General features: G+C 58.7%; 18 protein-coding genes and 1 riboswitch. Of the genes, 5 read left to right on the top strand and 13 right to left on the bottom strand.

The features are described 5' to 3' along the window. The first annotated feature begins 51 nt into the window (after positions 1–51). On the top strand, positions 52–603 hold the full coding sequence (locus tag CGLAMM_RS05445) for an adenine phosphoribosyltransferase (protein ID WP_394819016.1): 552 nt from the start codon (positions 52–54) through the stop codon (positions 601–603). 14 nt (positions 604–617) lie between these two features. Next, positions 618–1,451 (top strand): nitroreductase family protein, encoded by an 834-nt coding sequence (locus tag CGLAMM_RS05440; protein ID WP_394819015.1) that lies wholly within the window; start codon positions 618–620, stop codon positions 1,449–1,451. A 42-nt stretch (positions 1,452–1,493) separates the two neighbouring features. Here the strand turns inward: CGLAMM_RS05440 and CGLAMM_RS05435 are convergent, their stop codons facing one another. From CGLAMM_RS05435 to CGLAMM_RS05390, 10 genes are all read right to left on the bottom strand, one after another. Next, entirely contained in the window at positions 1,494–2,708 is a 1,215-nt protein-coding gene (locus CGLAMM_RS05435; RefSeq protein ID WP_394819094.1) for a YncE family protein, read from the bottom strand. Positions 2,709–2,756: 48 nt separating this feature from the next. Beyond that, on the bottom strand, positions 2,757–3,563 hold the full coding sequence (locus tag CGLAMM_RS05430) for a creatininase family protein (protein ID WP_394819014.1): 807 nt from the start codon (positions 3,561–3,563) through the stop codon (positions 2,757–2,759). Positions 3,564–3,682: 119 nt separating this feature from the next. After that, positions 3,683–5,344 carry an ArnT family glycosyltransferase gene (locus CGLAMM_RS05425; protein ID WP_394819013.1) on the bottom strand — a complete coding sequence of 554 codons (1,662 nt, stop codon included), beginning with the start codon at positions 5,342–5,344 and terminating at the stop codon, positions 3,683–3,685. Between the two features lie 4 nt (positions 5,345–5,348). Next, positions 5,349–6,077: a glycosyltransferase family 2 protein gene (locus CGLAMM_RS05420; RefSeq protein ID WP_394819012.1), complete on the bottom strand. Its 729-nt coding sequence runs from the start codon at positions 6,075–6,077 to the stop codon at positions 5,349–5,351. Between the two features lie 57 nt (positions 6,078–6,134). After that, the gene (locus tag CGLAMM_RS05415) at positions 6,135–6,653 is read right to left on the bottom strand and encodes a F0F1 ATP synthase subunit B family protein (protein ID WP_394819011.1); all 519 of its coding nucleotides are present in this window, start codon (positions 6,651–6,653) and stop codon (positions 6,135–6,137) included. A gap of 12 nt (positions 6,654–6,665) precedes the next feature. After that, complete coding sequence (locus CGLAMM_RS05410; protein WP_394819010.1) at positions 6,666–7,283, bottom strand: F0F1 ATP synthase subunit B family protein; 618 nt, start codon at positions 7,281–7,283, stop codon at positions 6,666–6,668. A gap of 17 nt (positions 7,284–7,300) precedes the next feature. After that, a complete protein-coding gene (locus CGLAMM_RS05405; RefSeq protein ID WP_319806573.1) occupies positions 7,301–7,525 on the bottom strand; it encodes an ATP synthase subunit C family protein in 225 nt (74 codons plus the stop codon). A gap of 47 nt (positions 7,526–7,572) precedes the next feature. Beyond that, positions 7,573–8,322 carry a F0F1 ATP synthase subunit A gene (locus CGLAMM_RS05400; protein WP_319806574.1) on the bottom strand — a complete coding sequence of 250 codons (750 nt, stop codon included), beginning with the start codon at positions 8,320–8,322 and terminating at the stop codon, positions 7,573–7,575. A gap of 109 nt (positions 8,323–8,431) precedes the next feature. Then, the gene (locus tag CGLAMM_RS05395; RefSeq protein WP_394819009.1) at positions 8,432–8,755 is read right to left on the bottom strand and encodes an AtpZ/AtpI family protein; all 324 of its coding nucleotides are present in this window, start codon (positions 8,753–8,755) and stop codon (positions 8,432–8,434) included. A 190-nt stretch (positions 8,756–8,945) separates the two neighbouring features. Next, positions 8,946–10,754: a chloride channel protein gene (locus CGLAMM_RS05390; protein ID WP_394819008.1), complete on the bottom strand. Its 1,809-nt coding sequence runs from the start codon at positions 10,752–10,754 to the stop codon at positions 8,946–8,948. 122 nt (positions 10,755–10,876) lie between these two features. On the opposite strand from CGLAMM_RS05390, the gene CGLAMM_RS05385 reads away from it, so the two are divergent. Together CGLAMM_RS05385 and CGLAMM_RS05380 are read left to right on the top strand one after the other, a co-directional pair. After that, the gene (locus tag CGLAMM_RS05385; RefSeq protein WP_394819093.1) at positions 10,877–11,656 is read left to right on the top strand and encodes an alpha/beta fold hydrolase; all 780 of its coding nucleotides are present in this window, start codon (positions 10,877–10,879) and stop codon (positions 11,654–11,656) included. A 325-nt stretch (positions 11,657–11,981) separates the two neighbouring features. Continuing rightward, the gene (locus tag CGLAMM_RS05380; RefSeq protein ID WP_394819007.1) at positions 11,982–12,965 is read left to right on the top strand and encodes an energy transducer TonB; all 984 of its coding nucleotides are present in this window, start codon (positions 11,982–11,984) and stop codon (positions 12,963–12,965) included. A 17-nt stretch (positions 12,966–12,982) separates the two neighbouring features. On the opposite strand, the gene gcvP is transcribed toward CGLAMM_RS05380, so the two are convergent. The 3 genes from gcvP to gcvT form a co-directional block, all read right to left on the bottom strand. Continuing rightward, positions 12,983–15,874 (bottom strand): aminomethyl-transferring glycine dehydrogenase, encoded by a 2,892-nt coding sequence (gene gcvP, locus CGLAMM_RS05375; RefSeq protein ID WP_418115457.1) that lies wholly within the window; start codon positions 15,872–15,874, stop codon positions 12,983–12,985. Between the two features lie 69 nt (positions 15,875–15,943). Next, positions 15,944–16,306, bottom strand: coding sequence for a glycine cleavage system protein GcvH (gene gcvH, locus CGLAMM_RS05370; protein WP_394819092.1), 363 nt, complete (start codon positions 16,304–16,306; stop codon positions 15,944–15,946). 19 nt (positions 16,307–16,325) lie between these two features. Next, positions 16,326–17,459: a glycine cleavage system aminomethyltransferase GcvT gene (gene gcvT / locus CGLAMM_RS05365; RefSeq protein ID WP_418115456.1), complete on the bottom strand. Its 1,134-nt coding sequence runs from the start codon at positions 17,457–17,459 to the stop codon at positions 16,326–16,328. 106 nt (positions 17,460–17,565) lie between these two features. Further along, a riboswitch (glycine riboswitch) is annotated at positions 17,566–17,653 on the bottom strand. 59 nt (positions 17,654–17,712) lie between these two features. Here gcvT and CGLAMM_RS05360 point away from each other — a divergent pair. Beyond that, positions 17,713–18,021: a putative quinol monooxygenase gene (locus CGLAMM_RS05360; protein ID WP_394819006.1), complete on the top strand. Its 309-nt coding sequence runs from the start codon at positions 17,713–17,715 to the stop codon at positions 18,019–18,021. Positions 18,022–18,025: the final 4 nt, after the last annotated feature.

Below are 18,025 nucleotides of genomic sequence, written 5' to 3'. Positions count from 1 at the left end.
GGGAAACCATCAGGATAAGGCCCGATTTTTTTGACTTCTGAAAGCGCGTTTATGACGGATAATGCCTACGCCGACCCTCAGCCGGAGATCAACCTTAAAGATTTCATCCGCGGCGTGCCGGACTTCCCGAAACCGGGCATTCTCTTCTATGATATATCGACGCTGATCCGCCATGCCGATGCGTGGCAGATCGCAACAGCCCGCATGGCGCGTGCTGTTGCCGCCTTTAAACCGGATATCCTCGCCGGGATCGAAAGTCGCGGCTTCCTCACGGCAGCGCCGCTTGCCCAGCGCCTCGGTTGCGGCTTTATCATGTTGCGCAAGCCCGGCAAGCTCCCAGGCAAAACCATCTCGCTTCAATATGGGCTGGAATATGGCGCTGACGAGCTTCATATTCAGGAAGATGCCATCATCCCCGGCCAACGCGTGGTCGTGCTGGATGATCTGCTTGCGACAGGCGGTACGCTGGCAGCCTCCATCGCCCTTCTGCGGAAAGTGGGGGCGAAGGTGGTTGGCGCTTCCGTCCTGATTGAGTTGACCGGCCTTAAAGGCCGCGAAAAAATCGACACGGACCTGAACGCCCTCATTTCATATGATATGTGATTAAGAGTTATCTGATGCCGCAAAAACTTGAATCCCTTTGGGCAGAGCGCTACCGAGAGGACGATATGCCCCCGCGGCCTGAGGCCGCATCAAAATTATCTCATGCGCTTGAAACCATGCTGGCGCATCGCTCGGTACGCGCCTTCCTGCCGGACGCCCTGCCGGAAGGTTTGCTTGAATGGGCGATTGCCGCGGCCTCCTCTGCCTCAACCTCGTCCAATATGCAGGCATGGTCCGTCATTGCCGTCAGAGATCCGGCGATGCGTGACCTCATGGCGCAGTTATCCGGCAATCAGGATCACGTGCGTAAGGCGCCCGTTTTCCTCGCATGGGTGGCGGATCTCTCTCGGCTTGAACGCGCGGCTCAACGAGAGGATAAGCGGGACATTGTACTTGATTACCTTGACTTCTTCCTCGTTTCCGTCGTGGATGCCGCGCTCGCAGCGCAGAATGCCGCCATCGCGTTTGAGGCTGCCGGGTTGGGCATCACTTATATTGGCGGCATCCGCAGCCATGTGAAGGAAGTCGCGGCGGCCCTCGAACTTCCACCCCGGAGCTTCGTCGCTTTCGGCATGTGTGTCGGCTGGCCTGACCCGGCCCGTCCGGCCAGCATCAAGCCGCGTCTACCGCAAAGCGTCGTGCTCCATGATGAAAAATATGGTCATCATGCGGAAGCGGGGCTGATCGATGCTTATGACTCGCGCGCCAGCGCCTTCCAGCAAGAACAGAATCTCCCGCCCCGTCGGTGGACGGCGCACGCTGCGCGCCAGGCGACGGATCACGCTTATGTCAATAAGCGTAAAGACCTGCACGACGTGCTCCGGGCGCTCGGTTTTCCACTCACCTAAAACGGCGCGGCAAAGATTGATCTGCGCGCGCCACTGATGACCTCACCGTAAAATGCCGGTGTGGCCGAGGGAATAACGCCCCGGTTGCGGCCAGACGGTCAGGCCATGCGGCTCCAACCCTACCGGAATTTTGCGGACGGCGCCGGTTTGCGTGTCGATGGCGTAAACCACATCATCGAAACGCCCGGAAAGCCAGAGGTAACGGCCATCCGCTGAGACATTCCCCATATCCGGGCTGCCCCCGCCGGGAATCGGCCAGTTTTTAATGACTTTATCGGTCGCCAGGTCGATAACCGAAACGCTTCCAGGTCCGTTCTTCGGCCCGTGAATTTTGTGGGAGCCGCGATTGGCGACGTAAAGTAATTTGCTGTTTCGGCTGATATATTCGCCATGTGTCCCGACACCGGTCGGGATGAACCCCGTCTCCTCGAATCTGTCGCCATTCACGATGAAGACACCGTCAGCCATCATGTCCGCGACGTAAAATCGGTGACCATCCGGCGCTGTCTGGATATCCTGCGGCATACCCCCTTTTGATAATTTGAGATAACCGAGCACCTTACGATTGACGGTATCCACTTTGACGAGATAGCCGCCAAATTCGCAGGTGAAGATGGCGTAACGCCCATCACCGGAAAACCCTGCATGATTGACGCCGGAGCATTCCGGTGTGGATACCGAGCCAATCAGCGCCATGGAAAGCGGTTCGCGGAAATCCAGTCGCCGATGTGCCTCCGCAACGGTAATGGCAAATTTACCGTCCGGGGTGAAATACATATTATAAGGATCATCCACGGGCAAAGAGGGGCCGGGCCGACCCGTCACCGGGTCAATCGGCGTGAGGCTGCCATCCGCGCGACCTTCCGCATTATTCGTCACCCATAAGTGCCGAAGATCCCACGATGGCACGACATGTTGCGGGCTGCGACCCACCTTGAAGCTATCAACGACTTTGAAACTCGCCTGGTCAATGACTGAAACCGAATTTCCTCTTAAATTGGGGACGTAGACCCGTTTAAGATCATGCGCCACGATGGGTGATAATTTCTCGGGGCCCGATGTCTCGCTGTAAATATTTTTCGGGTTTAGAACAGGCGGCATACCCGGGATCGTTTTCACCTCTTCCGTAGGCGGGGGCGCCGCACCCGCGACAGATGTTTTTTCAGGCGTGACAATGGCGGGTTTTGCCAGCCCGACATCTGGCTGCGCGTGGGACAGGGAGGACAGGATGAAGGGTGACCCTGCCGCAAACGCCATTGAAAAGAAGAATCTCAAATGCAGTAAGCTCATGAATGATCCTCTCAATTATCTGTACTCTCGACGCAGTCGGGCAATGGCCGCGTCGACCTGAAAGGAAGTGCCAACCGCGCCGAGCGCGGCGGTGCTGGGCCGGGGATCACCTCCATATACACCGTCTTTTTCCCCTGGCTTTGAAGACGTTTTCATCAGCGCAAGCCGAACCATCGCAGGGTCAATTGCCAGCATGAGAGACGTGTCCATCAGATCCGCATGTTGGCCGATATCCTGCGCGAAACCCCTTTCCCGTAACCATGGGGCAAACCGGCCCTGAAGGACGTCGTAATAAGGCGTCACATCAATCACGCGGGCCGCGCCTCGCCAACGCATGTTGAGTTGCCGCGTCACGCGCGCGACAGAGGCGCGGTAACCGCCATGGTCGGAAATAAAGGCGATATGTTGGAAACCCTGAGCACGTAGGCTTTCAGCCACGCCGACAAGCATCCCTTCGAAAATTTGAGGCGGAATGGAAATCGTCCCAGGAAAGCGCATATGAGATGTGCGGGGCGATGTGCCGCCTTCCGGCACATAAGCGATGACGGGCGCGACCAGGCAATGGCCCAGCCCCCGCGCAATCCGTAAAGCGAGCGCCGCGGCGCGGACATTGTGCTTGCCGACCGCGATGAAAGGCCCGCTCTGCTCCGTCCCGCCGATCGGGATGATCACCGTCCTGTCGCCATTCTGAATGGCCTGGGCGATTTCCGGCCAGGTCATTTTTTCAAGGGCGACTTCCGGCGCCGCAGAAGCCGATGAGGTTGGGAAGCCAAACCGAAGCGCGACCCCGACAAACAAAATCATGCGCGGTACGACGTGCATTTTCATCCCTGATCAGCGGCAAAACGGATGCGCGGCCTTTAATCAGGCAGCCCCTCTTTGCAACGCCTGGAGTAAACACGTCTTTGCATTGGAAACTGAATTAAAATTTTGGGAGAGGATCAGGGCGCCGATTTGAGGCGCCACAGGCCGAGATCGAGCTTATGCCCGTTGGAGTAGTTCAATCCACTGACCCGCCCCAATAATTCGAGATCGTCCTGCTGATCCCCGAGGACCGCTTTGAAACGCCCCTCCGCCTTAAGGTCAATCAGGACAAGGGTGCATTGAGGACGCCACGCCATGTAGGTTGCCGCCGCACCGACACCGAAGAGCTTTGTCTGCGTCCCGACGAGGAAGGCGAGAGACGGCTCAGAATAAGAAGGCGAAATAAGCGTTGTCTGGTCGCCACATATCCGATGCGCTTTAAAAAGCGCCGCAGCTTGTGGCGCGAGTTGGATGGTCGATAATTTCGGGATAACGATGAGAAATAACCCGAGATGGATCAGCACGGCAGAGAGGACAGCCCCCATCGCCGCCACCCGACGCCGCGCCAGAAGCAACGCGACGCCGGCAGCGCCTAAAGACACGCAGGCGAGCACGGAGCTGAAAATAAGGAGAGGATGGACGAAATGCTGGTCCCGCCAGACCAGCACACCGCCTGATACGGCCATAGCTAACCCGGTAATGAACCAGAGAGCGCCGTAGAGCCGAGTCAGCCAACGCCCGACGCGACGACGCGGCACAGCGGGTGCCCACGCCATGATGCCGGCAGAAGCCAGAATGGCGATCGCGGGATAAGTAGGAAGAACGTAATGCGGTAACTTCGTTGCGATGATTTCAAAGACGAGCCAGTGCGGGATGATCCAGCAGAGCAGATATCGGACAGCCATTTCATGACGTCGCGCCCAGATCTGCGGCAATGCCAGCACGGCGAAAAGTGAGCCCGGCCAGAAGGCGAGCAGAAACACCGCGAGATGATAACCCATCGGCAAACCATGCGCCTGTTGGCCCTGGCCGATTTTGCCGAGGAAATTGACCCCAACCGCATCGTGGAAAAACGCGCCATGGCTGACAAACCCGATCGCGATACACCAAGGCAAGACGACCACCAGCGCGATGAGCCAACCATATTTGAAGCGGAGCCCGCGCCACCATTCCCGCCGTCGCTCACACAGCCATAAAGCGCCAATCGTGCCGAAAGACGGGATGAGGACGACCGGCCCCTTCAACAGCAGCCCGCATCCCAGCGCGAGCCAGAACAACAACGCCCATTTAAAGGGGACAACGCGCCCCTGCTGCGCGGAGAGATAGGTTTTAAGCAGAGCCCCCTGAACCAGGAGGATATCGAAAAGCAGAACGGTGTCGATGGTCGCCATCCGCCCTTCCGCCGTCATGAGCGTTGAGACAGCGAGGAAGGCCGCTGCCACCAGGCCCGTCATGGCCCCGAAAAGCAGGCTCCCGAGCCATGCCGTCAGCGTCACGGCGCCGGTGACGGCGATCAGGCTGGGGATGCGATAGGGCCAGGCGGAATGGCGCGCGGACGGGCCACCGAAGACCGCCTCCGCCCCGGCCTCAAGCCAGTAAATGCCGGCCGGTTGCAGATAGCGCTTCTGATCCAGAAATTTCACGTCGATGAATTGACCCGTCTCCAGCATCTGTGCGGAGGCTTCCATATAGCGGGGTTCATCCCGATCAAGGGGCGGCAAGGTCATGCGCCCTGGCAGAAAGATCAGAAAAGTCAGGAGGGCGATGGCGCTGTAATGGCGCCAGTCTAAGCGCGCCAAACCGCTATTCTTCCGTAAGTTGGCGCGGCAGGCGCGTGCGATTCTGAAGCCAGGCAACACCCATCATATCGCGAAGCCCCACGCAGGCGCGGCCGAAATTTGTGTATTTTGAGACGCCGTGCAGGCGGGGCCGGTGTTTTGTCTCGATACAGATCAGCTTCGCACCGTAAGTGCCCATCAAGGCGGGTAAGAACCGATGCAAACCCTCAAATTGCGGCAGGCGCATAAACATGTCCCGCCGAAAAAGCTTCATGGGGGCCCCGGTGTCCGGGCAGCCATCTTTCAGCAGTTTCTGTCGCAATCCGTTTGCGAAGCGCGTGGCCAGTCGACGGGAGAGCCCGTCACGTCGCTTGCGCCGCACACCGACAACGATCGGGGCCTCAGCCTCCTTAAACTGTGTAGCAGCGCGATACATTGTGATGATGGTTGCCGGGTCATCCTGCCCGTCACCATCCATCGTGGCAATCCATTCTCCGTGGGCCGCCTCAATCCCGGTACGAAGCGCCGCGGACTTGCCAAGACGCCGATCGTGACTGATGATCCGCATCTGCGTCAGCCCCGCCGCGCGCGCCGCACGCAGCGACGCCAATGTGTCATCCGTACTGCCGTCATTGACGAAGATGATTTCATGCTCAGGGAATGACGCCGCCATTTTTGACAGTTCGGCGCAAACCGGCCCAATATTGCGGGCCTCGTTCAAAACAGCGATAATAATCGAGAGAGGGCGGGACATTTCTGGAGCTTACCTCATCCCGATCTTGTTCGGAAGCGCCGGAGCGCGCCGAATGCGTTAGTGGCGTTTCGCCGTTTTTCCGTCATGCCCATTCAACGCAGCCGGCAAGGCATCAAGACCTTGATCAAACAGATTTCGAGCCAGCGAATCATCCCGCGCAACGTCTTGACTCATGAGGGACCGTACAGCCGTGACGGCCGCGTTGGATGCCACTTCCTTTACGTCCTGAATGGCGGCGCGACGGGAAGCGGCGATGCGATCATGGGCGAGGCGCTCCCGCTGTTGCATAACCTGCTCCGCCTTGCGCTGGGCGGCATCGGCAATCATGGCAGCTTCACGTCGGGAATTTTCGATCAGGGTTTTGGCGTCGGCAATCGCTTCCTCACGGCTGCGCGTGGCGTCCTCAAGCATCTTCTCAGCCTCACGGCGTAAAGCGCCTGCTTCATCAAGGTCCCGCCGCACCTGCGCGGCCCGGCTGTCCAGTCCTGAGGCCACCACCCGCCAGATCTTGCGTCCGAAAAAGACGAAGAACAACACAAAGGCGACAGCGACATAAAATCTCTGGTCGTGAAGCATAGTGCCCTCCGATCAATCTGACTGACGCGGAAGCGCCCGCGCGACAGCTTCCCGAATGGCCTGGCCGGATGGCGTGGTGGCTGCCTGCGTTGGCGTCAGGATTTTGGTGATGATCGCCTCAGCTGTTGACGTGGCAACGTCTGGCAGGGCCGCCATGGCCGCCTCCCGTTCCGCCGCGATGCGCTTTTCAGCTTCCACGATCTCGCGGTTCAGGCGCTCGGCCATGGCACGATTTTCCGACTCCGCGGCTTCACGGGCTTCACGGAGGACGCGGTCGATGTTTTCCTGTGCCTGGGCAGCGGCTTCCTTACGGACGCGACGCAACTCCTCCACAGCGTGGTCAGCGCCGCGCCGCGCATGGCGCGCCGTCTCAAGGTCACCCTCGATACGCTGGCGACGATCCGTGAGAACACGCTCCACCCGCGGCAAAGCCGAACGGCTGAGCACAAGGTAGAAAGCGATGAAAATGATCGCGCCCCAAAAGACCTGGCCCAGCAGAAGCGTGTTTTTGAAGTCAAGCTGGGGCATGCCTTCGGCCCGCGCGAAAGCGGGGTAAACGCCCGATGTCAAAATCAGCGCACGGGACAGAATCCCGAAACGCGTCGATGATGATCGTGTGGCCCTTGGCATGCCGAAATAACCCGATCTCAGACGAACAGAATGAGGAAGGCGATCAGAAGCGCGAAGAGCGCCACAGCTTCCGTCAGAGCGAAGCCGAGCATACCAAGCCCGAAAACATGCTGGCGCGACGCCGGGTTGCGCGCAATCGAGCTTACGAGGGTCGAGAAGATATTGCCGAGCCCGATACCGACACCGGCAAGGGCGATGACAGCAATACCGGCACCGATTTCACGAGCAGCTGAGACGTCCATGAAGTTACTTCCTTATCAAACAAACAAGAGATATCGAGGCGGCGACACTAATGTGTCACGGCCTCACGCAGATAAATGCAGGTGAGAATGGCGAAGACATAAGCCTGCAACAGACCCACCAGCAATTCCAGCCCCATCAGGGCGATGTTGATCGCAACGGGCGCCACGGCGAGCACGGGGCCGAAAATCCCGACCCCGGCCAGCATGATGGTGAAACCGGCAAACACCTCCAGCAACACGTGGCCTGCCATCATATTCGCAAAAAGCCGGATGGAAAGGCTGACCGGGCGCGACAGGAATGAGATGATCTCAATCGGGATCAGCAGCGGCGCCAGCAATTTCGGCGCCCCCTCCGGCATGAAATGCGTGAAAAACCCGAAACCCTGATATCGGAGTGAGGCCAGAATGGAGACAGCAAACACCATCAGCGCCAACGCCACCGTGATGACGATATGGCTGGTAAAGGTGAATGAGTAAGGCAGCAGGCCGAGATAGTTACCCGCCAGAATGAAGAAGAAGATCGCGAAAACGAAAGGGAAGAATGTCGTCCCTTTCGGCCCGATTGTCTCGACAGCGAGATTATGGATGAACTCATAGCCAATTTCAGCCGCGGCCTGGAGTCGCCCCGGCACGACGGCGGCGGGGCGCATGCCTGCATAAAGCAGCGCCAGCACGATCAGGACGGCGATGGCCATGAAAACAGGGGATTGGCTGATCTGAAGTGCCGCACCCACTTGCCCGAGCACAGGATAAAGCTCGAACTGACTGAGTGCGTCGATCGTTCTCTCGGCGGCCAAACTGCCTCTCCCGCTTCTACCTCAGCCACCGGTCACGATGGCTGTAAAACTGATGACCGCCCTGCACCTGCCCCTCAGATATGAACCTGCTTGACGGCGCGCAGAACGTTTAACGTGCCGGCAGCCCCCCGGCAAGGGCGAAAATGACGAGGAACAAGGCACGGAATCCTAATAGTCGATCAAGCCCGTAACCGATCAGGCCACCCACGACGAGCGCGGCAACCATTTCGGTCCCGATACGCGCAGCAAAGCCGAAAAGGGACATATCGCCCTTTCCCGCGTTTTCGCCCGATGCCGCGTCGGCCTTATCCCGCATAGACGGGTCCGGACCCAGGCGCGACTCGGCTTGAGCCAGCCTTTGATCGAAGCTTGCCGCCGGTCCCTCTTGTGATCGCGAGGGCTTATCAGCGCCATCTTCTTTTGGTAATTCCATACCGCCGCATCCCCTTGTCATATGAGCTGCCTTGGTGACGCGGTTGCTAGCCATGAAGTTGCAGCATGTCAATCGCTGCAGGGCCGTATCGGGTGGAGTCACGCGTTTTTTTCAACAACATGGTATTTAAACAAGGCCGCGCGAAGCCGCATCCAGGCCCGGGCATAACCCGAAAAACCGGCGCGCCCCGTTACGCGGCATTCGGGCTGTCCCGCCGGAGACGGGCCTCGCCCGCCCACTCCCGTCGATTGCGGTCCAATTCCTCCGCGTAACGGCGCAACGCATATTTCTCCGTTAATATACCGAGCAATCTGCGATCGGTGCATGACGCGACAACGGCGAGCGCGTCCGCTTCCGCGAGGGAGAAGATATGGACGGCTTCCTGAATATTCATGGTCGGCGTAAGGAAATGCTGATGCAGCATGGTCATCGATGCGATTTTCTCATCCGCCGCGTGCACGTCATGATGAAGGTCACTGAGCTGAACGATGCCCACGTAATTCTGCGCCGCATCCACCACGACGACACCGCGCGCGGCGCCAAGTGGAATCGATGATCTGGCCTGGCGGATGGATGTGTCGCATGGCATGACGGCATCCGGCGCCCGCATCATGCTTTTGACGTTGAGACGGCGCATCCAGCTGACATCAAGGGCGGAACGAATCGTCTCGCCACGCAGATGAAAGCGCCATGTCGCGAAGGAATAGCCAAAGAGGCGCCGCACTGTCAGCATGGCCATCACATTTGCAAGCAGGACACCGATGGCGAGCGCGAAATCCCCGGTCATTTCAAGCGCGAGACACACCATAGCCATCGGGCTGCCAATGATGGCAGTGGCCATGGCGGCCATCCCGACCGTGATCGCAAATTGGGGGGAAAGATGGGCCGCCCCCAACGAACGCAAAATGGCGTGAAAAATATCCCCTGTCAGAACGCCAATATAAAGTGACGCAAAAAACAATCCGCCACGAAAGCCCGCACCGATGGAAATGCAGGATGCGATGATTTTGACGAGCAGGAAGCTTGCCGCGACAAGCAGGGTGAATTGACCGTCATAAACCAACCCCATCGCCGCATGTCCGCCGGAAAGGACAGTCGGTGTGTAAAGGGCGAGGCACCCGACGACGATGCCCCCCATCATGGGCCGAAGCCACGACTTCGCGACGAACTTCTGAAAAATCAGCTCCGCCTGCGCGACGCCTTTCATGATCACGATCCCCAGGAGAGCGCAGATGATGGCCAAGGCGATGACAGGGGGGACATCCTGCCACTCAAATGTTTCGAAAGCCGGTAGAGTCAATAATTGCGTTTCATAACCGAGAAGATGCGTCATGCCGATCGCGGAAAGAGTTGCAACAACGATGGGCGCGACATTGGCGAGGGAATAACTGCCAAGAATCAATTCGAAGGCATAGAACGAGCCTGCCATCGGCGCGTTGAACGCCGCACCGATCGCCGCGCCAGCCCCGCATCCGACAAGGATGCGCAGATCTTCCTTTCGCACGCGAAAAGCTGTTCCGACCCGGGAGCCGAATGCGGCGGCGAGCTGCGTGAAACCGGCTTCAAGGCCCAAAGAGGCGCCGCACCCGTTGGAGAGGAACGTTTGAAAGGCGACGACGCAGCTATCCCGCACGGACATGCGCCCTCCATGGAGCGCATTGGCTTCAATGGGGTCGACAGGTTGCGCGCCCCGCCTTTGAAGTCGGCTCCGATTATAAAGCCCCAAAACCAGCCCACCGAGGGCGGGGATGATCAGGACACGCCACCACATGATATGCTCCACGCCTGATAGACGCCCACTTCCCGAAATATTGAAGAGAATTTTATGGGCAAGGCGCGTTGTCAGCGTCATCAGCCACACGCATAAACCCGCCAACGCCCCAACCGACACGGCGAGTGCAACCAGCCAGACCTCATGACGTCGCACGAGCGCGCGCAGGTGAAGCGGCGCAAGGAAGCGTTGGGAGGCAGGTTTCGTGCGATGATCATCAAGCGACATGGAAGTTTGTCCTCTGGCGCGCTTGGGCGTTGAACTGCCCCGCCTGACGCAGTACTACTTATCCTCAACGTCCTGGGAAAGGACGATGCCAGGTGGCTGGAAAACCGGAGTTCAGACCGACCGTGTTGTTAAACGTGATAGAACGCAAGCCAGAAGTCGAAAATTCACGCCCGCCCGTGGTTTTTCTGCACGGCCTTTATGGTCGCGCGCGTAATTTAGGGTTTTTCCAGCGGCGCATTGCTGAAAAAAGACGCACACTCGCCATTGATTTACGCAATCACGGTGACAGTCCGCATGGTCCGGGAGATTACCCGGCCATGGCGCAGGATGTCGCAGAGACAATCATTGCCCATCATGCGATGCCAGCCGCCATTATCGGACATTCAATGGGGGGAAAAGTGGCGATGCTCCTCGCCGTTGAGCACCCGGAACTCGTCTCCTCCCTCGTCATCGGTGATATGGCTCCGGCACGGACCGGGCATGGTCAGGGCAAGCTGGCGCTCGATCTGCTTCAGCTCAAATTCCCTAAACGCCTGGATCGGGCGAACGCGAACAATCTTTTGAGCACCGTCGTTGAGTCGCAACAGGTCCGTGATCTGCTTCTTCAGAATATCCGACTGGGCGATGACCCGGGTTGGACGATGGGGTTGCAGGAAATTGCCGAGTCCATTGTCAACATTGAAAACTGGCCTTACGTGCCGGAGGGGCACGTCTATGATGGGCCCGTACTTTTCATCCGGGGTGAGAATTCGCCTTACGTCTCGGAAAAGCATTTCGATATCATGAAAAAACTTTTCCCCAATCACCAGCTTGAAACGATGAGGAAGGTCGGTCACTGGCTGCACGCCGAGGACCCTGAAACCTTCAGTTCATTTTTAACGACTTTCCTCGACGCGTACTGAAATCAGCTCCGCGCCGTTAAAGGCAGGTAAAGCGCCGGTGACGTTTCAGAGGGCGCATCGACGGGTATTAAATACGGGCGGTGACGCCATATCGACCCTTGGCCGGACGCGGTAAAAAGCGCGCTGGCCCTGTTATGATTTTTATGACGCAGGTGCTCCGCTGAACCGCACGCCGGACTTTAAATCGACCGAAACCCGTTCGGAGCTCCAGAGGCGTCACAGCGACGCGGCGCGCCGCGTTGAGCCGCGCCTGTTTACACAACGCTCTGCACCTGTAGCTGAAGCGCCGCTGAAGGCGACGATCAGGAGCCGGTTTGCGCAATATGTGCCGCCGATCCCCGCCATCGCCCGCTTGCACCCGAGCCGCACAAAACTCACGCCACGCGCCGCGCCCGAAAATTCTTTCTCAGGGCCGTTCTTCAGCACGATCATCCTGCATTTATGTCTTGTCACCCTGCTGATCTGGCAATCGCGGCATCTTGATTTCCGCGGGCACGCGCAAGGCGATCTGCCGGATGAGGTGGAAGTGACGTTCGATACCCCCATGCAGGGCGCGATGCAGGGGCCTCAGAATAACAGTGATGCAGGCGCGCAGAATGCCGGTTTGCCGTCGCATGGCAAGCCCGCGCGAAGTTCTGAAGACCTTCAGGATGAGGTTGCGCGGGACGCGGCATCCGGCAGCGCGACACCGCAACCCATGTCTCCGCTCTCGCCGCCCGACGAGACGAGTGAACCCGCCCGCCCCGCCACGACAGATGCGGCCATCCCGACCGACGCGCCGCACCCGACGCCGCCTCTTCCGCCGCGTCATGCCCAGCGTCGCCGAAGCGCGCCGAAATCCAGAAATCCCTTCGAGAACATGGCGAGCCTGGATTATAATGACGCTTCACCCTCTCCCCGCCGCCGCACAGGACGCTATGGCGGCGCACACGGGCCCGTCGATATGTCCTACGGGCCTCTCGTCAAAAATGGGACGGTGAATTCGCCCAACCTTTCCGTCCGGAAAATCCGTGGCGTCAGTGAAGATTACGGGGAGGAGCTCTCACGTTGGATCCGAAGTCGGCTCTTCTACCCTGCCGACGCCGTGGCCAATGGGGAGGAGGGGGAGTCGTCCCTTCATGTCGTGCTGGACCGACAGGGTCGCGTGAAGTCCGTCCGCGTGACGGGGCAATCAGGTTCTTACGCGCTGGATGCCGCTGCCATGAGTATCTTCAGTATGCATGCGCAGCTCCCGCCGATCCCGCCGGACATGGTCGGTGACCATTTTGATATCGACATGACCATCAACTACATTCTGATACGCGGGTAACAAGAGACCCACCGACATCAATCCGTAGCCGGCACATCCTCATAGGCTGAGGGATCAGGGCAGGCGCAGACGAGGTTCCGGTCTCCCCAGGCATTATCGATGCGATTGACGGGCGGGAAATATTTGTCCGCGTCACCCCCCCCCATCGGGCAACATCCCTGCGCACGCGTATAGGCGCGCTGCCAATCGCGCGTGAGGTCACGCAACGTATGAGGGGCGTGGCGGAGCGGGCTTTCCGCCAACGCGATATCGCCCCTGGTAATCTCCGCAATTTCAGCGCGTATGGCGATCATGGCATTGCAAAAGCGATCCAGCTCCGCGAGGCTTTCCGACTCTGTCGGTTCAATCATGAATGTGCCCGGCACGGGGAAGCTGATGGTCGGCGCATGAAAACCGTAATCAATCAGGCGTTTCGCGATATCGTCGACAGTGACACCGGTTTCATCTTTGATCGGGCGCAGATCAATAATGCATTCATGCGCTGTGTAACCCTGTCGACCACGATAGAGGACGGGGAAATGAGGTTCAAGCCGATGCGCGATATAATTGGCGTTCAGTATGGCGAGTTCCGTCGCGCGCCTTAGCCCAGCATCGCCCATCATCATGAGATAGGCAGCTGATATCGGCAGAATGGACGCTGAGCCATACATGGCCGCCGACACGGCGTGCGCGCCGCCTTTTTCAGGCCGACCGGGCAGGTAAGGTGCAAGATGCGCTTTGACGCCGATCGGGCCCATGCCTGGCCCCCCGCCCCCATGCGGGATGCAGAATGTTTTATGCAGGTTGAGGTGGGAGACATCCGCGCCAAACAGACCCGGGTAAGCGAGCCCGAGCTGGGCATTCATATTGGCGCCATCCAGATAGATCTGCCCTCCTTCCGCGTGCACCAGGTGGCACAGGGCCACGATGTGATCTTCAAACACGCCATGGGTTGAGGGGTAGGTGATCATCATCGCCGCCACGGCGTTTTTGTGGATGGCGAGTTTCGCTTTGAGGTCATCAAGATCGACATTGCCCTGCGCATCGCAGGCCACAACGACGACTCGCATCCCCGCCAGATGGGCCGAAGCCGGGTTCGTACCATGCGCCGATGCGGGGATCAGGCAGATATCGCGCTGCGATTCCCCGCGCGCCCTATGATAGGCCCGGATGGCCAGCAGCCCTGCATATTCCCCCTGCGCCCCGGAATTCGGCTGGAGTGACACAGCGTCATAGCCCGTGACACGGCAGAGCGCCTGCTCAAGATATGCAAAAAGCGTGTGATATCCTTTTACCTGATGCGCGGGCGCGTAAGGATGGATGGCGGCAAAACCGGGCCAGGAGACCGGCATCATTTCGGTCGCCGCATTGAGCTTCATGGTGCAGGAGCCCAGCGGGATCATCGTCCGGTCAAGCGCAAGGTCACGATCCGCGAGGCGACGCAGATAGCGCATCATCTCCGTCTCTGATCGATATTGATGAAAGACAGGGTGCGTCAAAAGCGCCCCTTCCCGTTGCAGAACCGAAGGGAAACACGTTTGCGGCACGGTGATTTCGGCCGCCAGCGCCTCCACATCTGCATCTGGCGCGAAAGCCCGCCATAATATTTTGATATCTTCTGACGACGTGACTTCATCGCAGGATAAGCCGATTTTGCCGCCGCCCGCATCCCGCAGATTGATGCCGCCCACTTCCGCGCGCTTCAGGATTGCATCAGCATCGTCACCGACTGAGACGGTGATCGTGTCGAAAAAATCATCCGAAACAGGCGGGACACCCAGTTTGCGCAACCCCGCTGCCAGGATCGACGCCAGGCGATGCACACGTTGCGCGATGGCGCGCAGGCCTTCCGGGCCGTGATAGACCGCATACATCGCCGCGATCACGGCAAGCAGAACCTGCGCGGTGCAAATGTTCGAGGTCGCTTTTTCCCGCCTTATATGTTGCTCACGCGTTTGCAGGGCCAGACGATAAGCAGGGCGCCCCGCTGAATCGCGCGAAACACCGATCAGCCGCCCCGGCATATGCCGCTTGAAGCTTTCCCTGACCGCCATGAAAGCCGCGTGAGGGCCGCCAAAACCCATCGGCACGCCGTAACGCTGCATGGAACCGACAGCAATATCCGCCCCCATCTCCCCGGGGGGTTTCAGCAGAAGCAGCGCCAGCGGGTCCGTCGTCATGGTGATGATGACGTCGCGATCCCGCAGGCGCGCGATGAGGTCCCGATCATCCCGCACCGCGCCGGAGCTACCGGGATAGGAAAGCAGAATTCCGAAAATATCGTCGCGCGATGCGGCGTCCTCTGGCCTGCCGACAATGATTTGCCAGCCCAGCGGTGCGGCGTGCGTTTGCAGGACAGCGATAATTTGCGGGTGCGTGTCCGAATCGACGAAGAAAACATTGCCTTTCACGCGGGCGACACGATGCGACAATGTCATCGCCTCCGCGCAGGCCGTGGCCTCATCCAGTAAAGATGCGTTGGCAATATCCAGCCCGGTCAGATCTTTGACCAGGGTCTGAAAAGTGATGAGCGCCTCAAGGCGGCCCTGGCTGATTTCCGGCTGGTACGGGGTATAGGCCGTATACCAGGCCGGGTTTTCGAAGATATTGCGCTGGATTACCGCAGGCATGAGCGTGTCGTAATATCCCTGCCCGATCATGGAGCGCATGACAATATTCTGTTGGGCCATCTCCCGTAATTTTGTCAGAGCTTCCGCTTCTGTAAGCGCCTCACCAATGCGGCGCGCTGATTGGCGCGGCCCGTCGCGATCAAGGATTTCAGCCGGTATTGTGGCGTCAATCAGCGCGTCCAGACTGTCAAGGCCAAGCGTTTGCAACATAGCGTCGATATCGCGCGAGCGCGGCCCGATATGGCGGTCGATAAAGGGCGCGTCCGCAGACGCAGGCCAAAGGGGAACGCGTTGCGACACGGAAACGAAACTCCTTGCGGGCAGAATCACGAAGGCAGGCCGACATAATCGCCTGGTCGGCAGACTGGGTTAGAGGGAGGCTTTATAGGCCGTTGCATCCAACAGGCCGTCCAATTGGGTGCGATCCGTAATCCTGAGCGTGAAGATCCACCCCGCCCCCTCAGGATCTTCACTGACCAGATGCGGGGAGTCGGAAAGTTGCTCATTAAACCCGGCAATCTCACCCGCGACCGGCGCATAAATATCGGAAGCCGCCTTGACCGATTCCGCAACAGCCGCCGCCTCACCCTGTGCAAGTGATGTCCCGGCATCCTTGGCTTCAACGAAGACGAGCTCTCCCAATTCTTCCGCAGCGTGGCGGGTGATGCCCACCGTCGCAACATCACCATCCAGACGGACCCACTCATGGGACGGGGTGTAAAAAACCATCATATTCGGCATTCTCCGCTCATTATCGCTTGTAACCGGGGGGGACAAAATTCAGGCCGACAATGTGGACGTCCATCACCTTCCCGCGGAGGGCCGCGTAAATCGTTTGCCCGACCTCTTTGAAAGCCGGCGTCACATAGCCCATGGCAACCGGCCCGTTAAAAGATGGGCCATAAGCGCCGGAAGTCACTTTGCCGATCGGTGTTTTCGCTTCCGGGTCCGCGTAAAGCATCTCCCCGGCGCGGATCGGTGCGCGTCCCGTTGCAGCAAGGCCAACGCGACATTGCGCAGGCCCTCCTGCCAGCTCTTTCAGGATCACGTCGTCTCCGAGGAAGCCCCCTGCCCGCGTCCCACCGGCACGGCGGCATTTCGGGATCGCCCATTGGAGGGACGCTTCGATAGGGGTGGTGTTTTCATCAATGTCCTGCCCGTAAAGGCATAATCCGGCCTCAAGCCGCAAACTGTCACGCGCGCCCAGACCGATCGGCAGGACACGCGGATCGGACAGGATTTTCTCCGCGACGGCAGTGGCCTGCGCGGCGGGGAGGCTGAGCTCAAACCCATCCTCACCCGTATATCCCGACCGGGTGAGAATACAGGCAACGCCATCAATTTCCGTATCAATAACGTCCATGAACCGCATGTCATGGCTTGGCGGGCATAGCGCGCTCATGATCTCCGCGGCGAGAGGCCCCTGCAAAGCGAGAAGCGCGCGGTTTTTGAGAGGGGTGACGATGATGCGGTCCTCAAGATGCGCCCGAAGATGCGCGAGATCCTTCTCCTGACGGCTCGCATTGACGACCATGAAAACGGCCTCGCCACGTCGCGCCACCATGAGATCATCAAGGAGACCCCCATTTGGCAGGGTGAAGAACCCGTATCGCTGACGGCCATTTTCCAGACCCGCAATATCGATTGGAATGAGTTTTTCCAGAGCGGTCGCCACGGCAGCGAACCCGCCTTCACGCGCGGTGATTTCGATCTGCCCCATATGGGAGACGTCAAATAATCCGGCCGCACGGCGTGTGTGGAGATGCTCCGCCATCAACCCCGCTTTAAAATGAAGCGGCATGTCAAACCCGGCGAAAGGCACCATTTTTGCGCCGAGACGGAGATGGAGGGCGTGGAGAGCTGTGCGACACAATGTTTGGGACAAAGACGAACGCCTCCTGAGAGAGGTTGAAATCTTTGCCCCTTCTGTCGGTTCGCCTGAGATCGCTATCCCTTCGGCGGACGCCTTAAAGACGCCTCTTTCCAGAAGTAAAACGATTCCGGTCCTTTTGCCTGAGAGTTTCCGGGGCGGTTGCTCCTTCGGCGCTGGTCAAAACCAGCCTCTCCCGTAAATCGAGGCTTTACTCTTGGCAGAACTCCGGTTCTAAATCAACTATCGAAAACTTAAGGAAATGATTGTGTCAAAACCTTTCATCGTACTCGCTGAATTTTCCGTCGCGCCAGATTCATTTGACGCGTTCTTTGAACTCTGCCTGTTCGACAGCCGCCATTCTCTCGGTGATGAGGAAGGTTGCCTCGGTTTCGATGTTCTGACGGATAATGACGACAAATCCGCCATCGTCCTGCACGAAACCTATAAAGACCGTGCCGCGTTTGACGCGCATCTGCAAATGCCGCATTTCAAGAAATTCGCGGAAGCGCTGAAAGAGCTTGAAGTTGAAGAGAAATATGTCCGGTTTTTCACCCATCAGGCACCAGCGCACTGATATC

It is taken from the genome of Sorlinia euscelidii, assembly GCF_036452135.1.
Taxonomy (GTDB): Bacteria; Pseudomonadota; Alphaproteobacteria; order Acetobacterales; family Acetobacteraceae; genus Sorlinia; species Sorlinia euscelidii.
The sequence above is the reverse complement of the archived record's forward strand: the minus strand, read 5'-3'. Positions and strand labels throughout refer to the sequence as shown.

Bases quoted from the DNA above. Each gene is read 5' to 3' on its own strand.
- CGLAMM_RS05445 (WP_394819016.1), top strand. From the start codon at position 52: ATGACGGATAATGCCTACGCCGACCCTCAGCCGGAGATCAACCTTAAA.
- CGLAMM_RS05440 (WP_394819015.1), top strand. From the start codon at position 618: ATGCCGCAAAAACTTGAATCCCTTTGGGCAGAGCGCTACCGAGAGGAC.
- CGLAMM_RS05435 (WP_394819094.1), bottom strand. From the start codon at position 2,708: ATGGCGTTTGCGGCAGGGTCACCCTTCATCCTGTCCTCCCTGTCCCAC.
- CGLAMM_RS05430 (WP_394819014.1), bottom strand. From the start codon at position 3,563: ATGCACGTCGTACCGCGCATGATTTTGTTTGTCGGGGTCGCGCTTCGG.
- CGLAMM_RS05420 (WP_394819012.1), bottom strand. From the start codon at position 6,077: ATGTCCCGCCCTCTCTCGATTATTATCGCTGTTTTGAACGAGGCCCGC.
- CGLAMM_RS05415 (WP_394819011.1), bottom strand. From the start codon at position 6,653: ATGCTTCACGACCAGAGATTTTATGTCGCTGTCGCCTTTGTGTTGTTC.
- CGLAMM_RS05410 (WP_394819010.1), bottom strand. From the start codon at position 7,283: ATGCCAAGGGCCACACGATCATCATCGACGCGTTTCGGGATTCTGTCC.
- CGLAMM_RS05405 (WP_319806573.1), bottom strand. From the start codon at position 7,525: ATGGACGTCTCAGCTGCTCGTGAAATCGGTGCCGGTATTGCTGTCATC.
- CGLAMM_RS05395 (WP_394819009.1), bottom strand. From the start codon at position 8,755: ATGGAATTACCAAAAGAAGATGGCGCTGATAAGCCCTCGCGATCACAA.
- CGLAMM_RS05390 (WP_394819008.1), bottom strand. From the start codon at position 10,754: ATGTCGCTTGATGATCATCGCACGAAACCTGCCTCCCAACGCTTCCTT.
- gcvH (WP_394819092.1), bottom strand. From the start codon at position 16,306: ATGATGGTTTTTTACACCCCGTCCCATGAGTGGGTCCGTCTGGATGGT.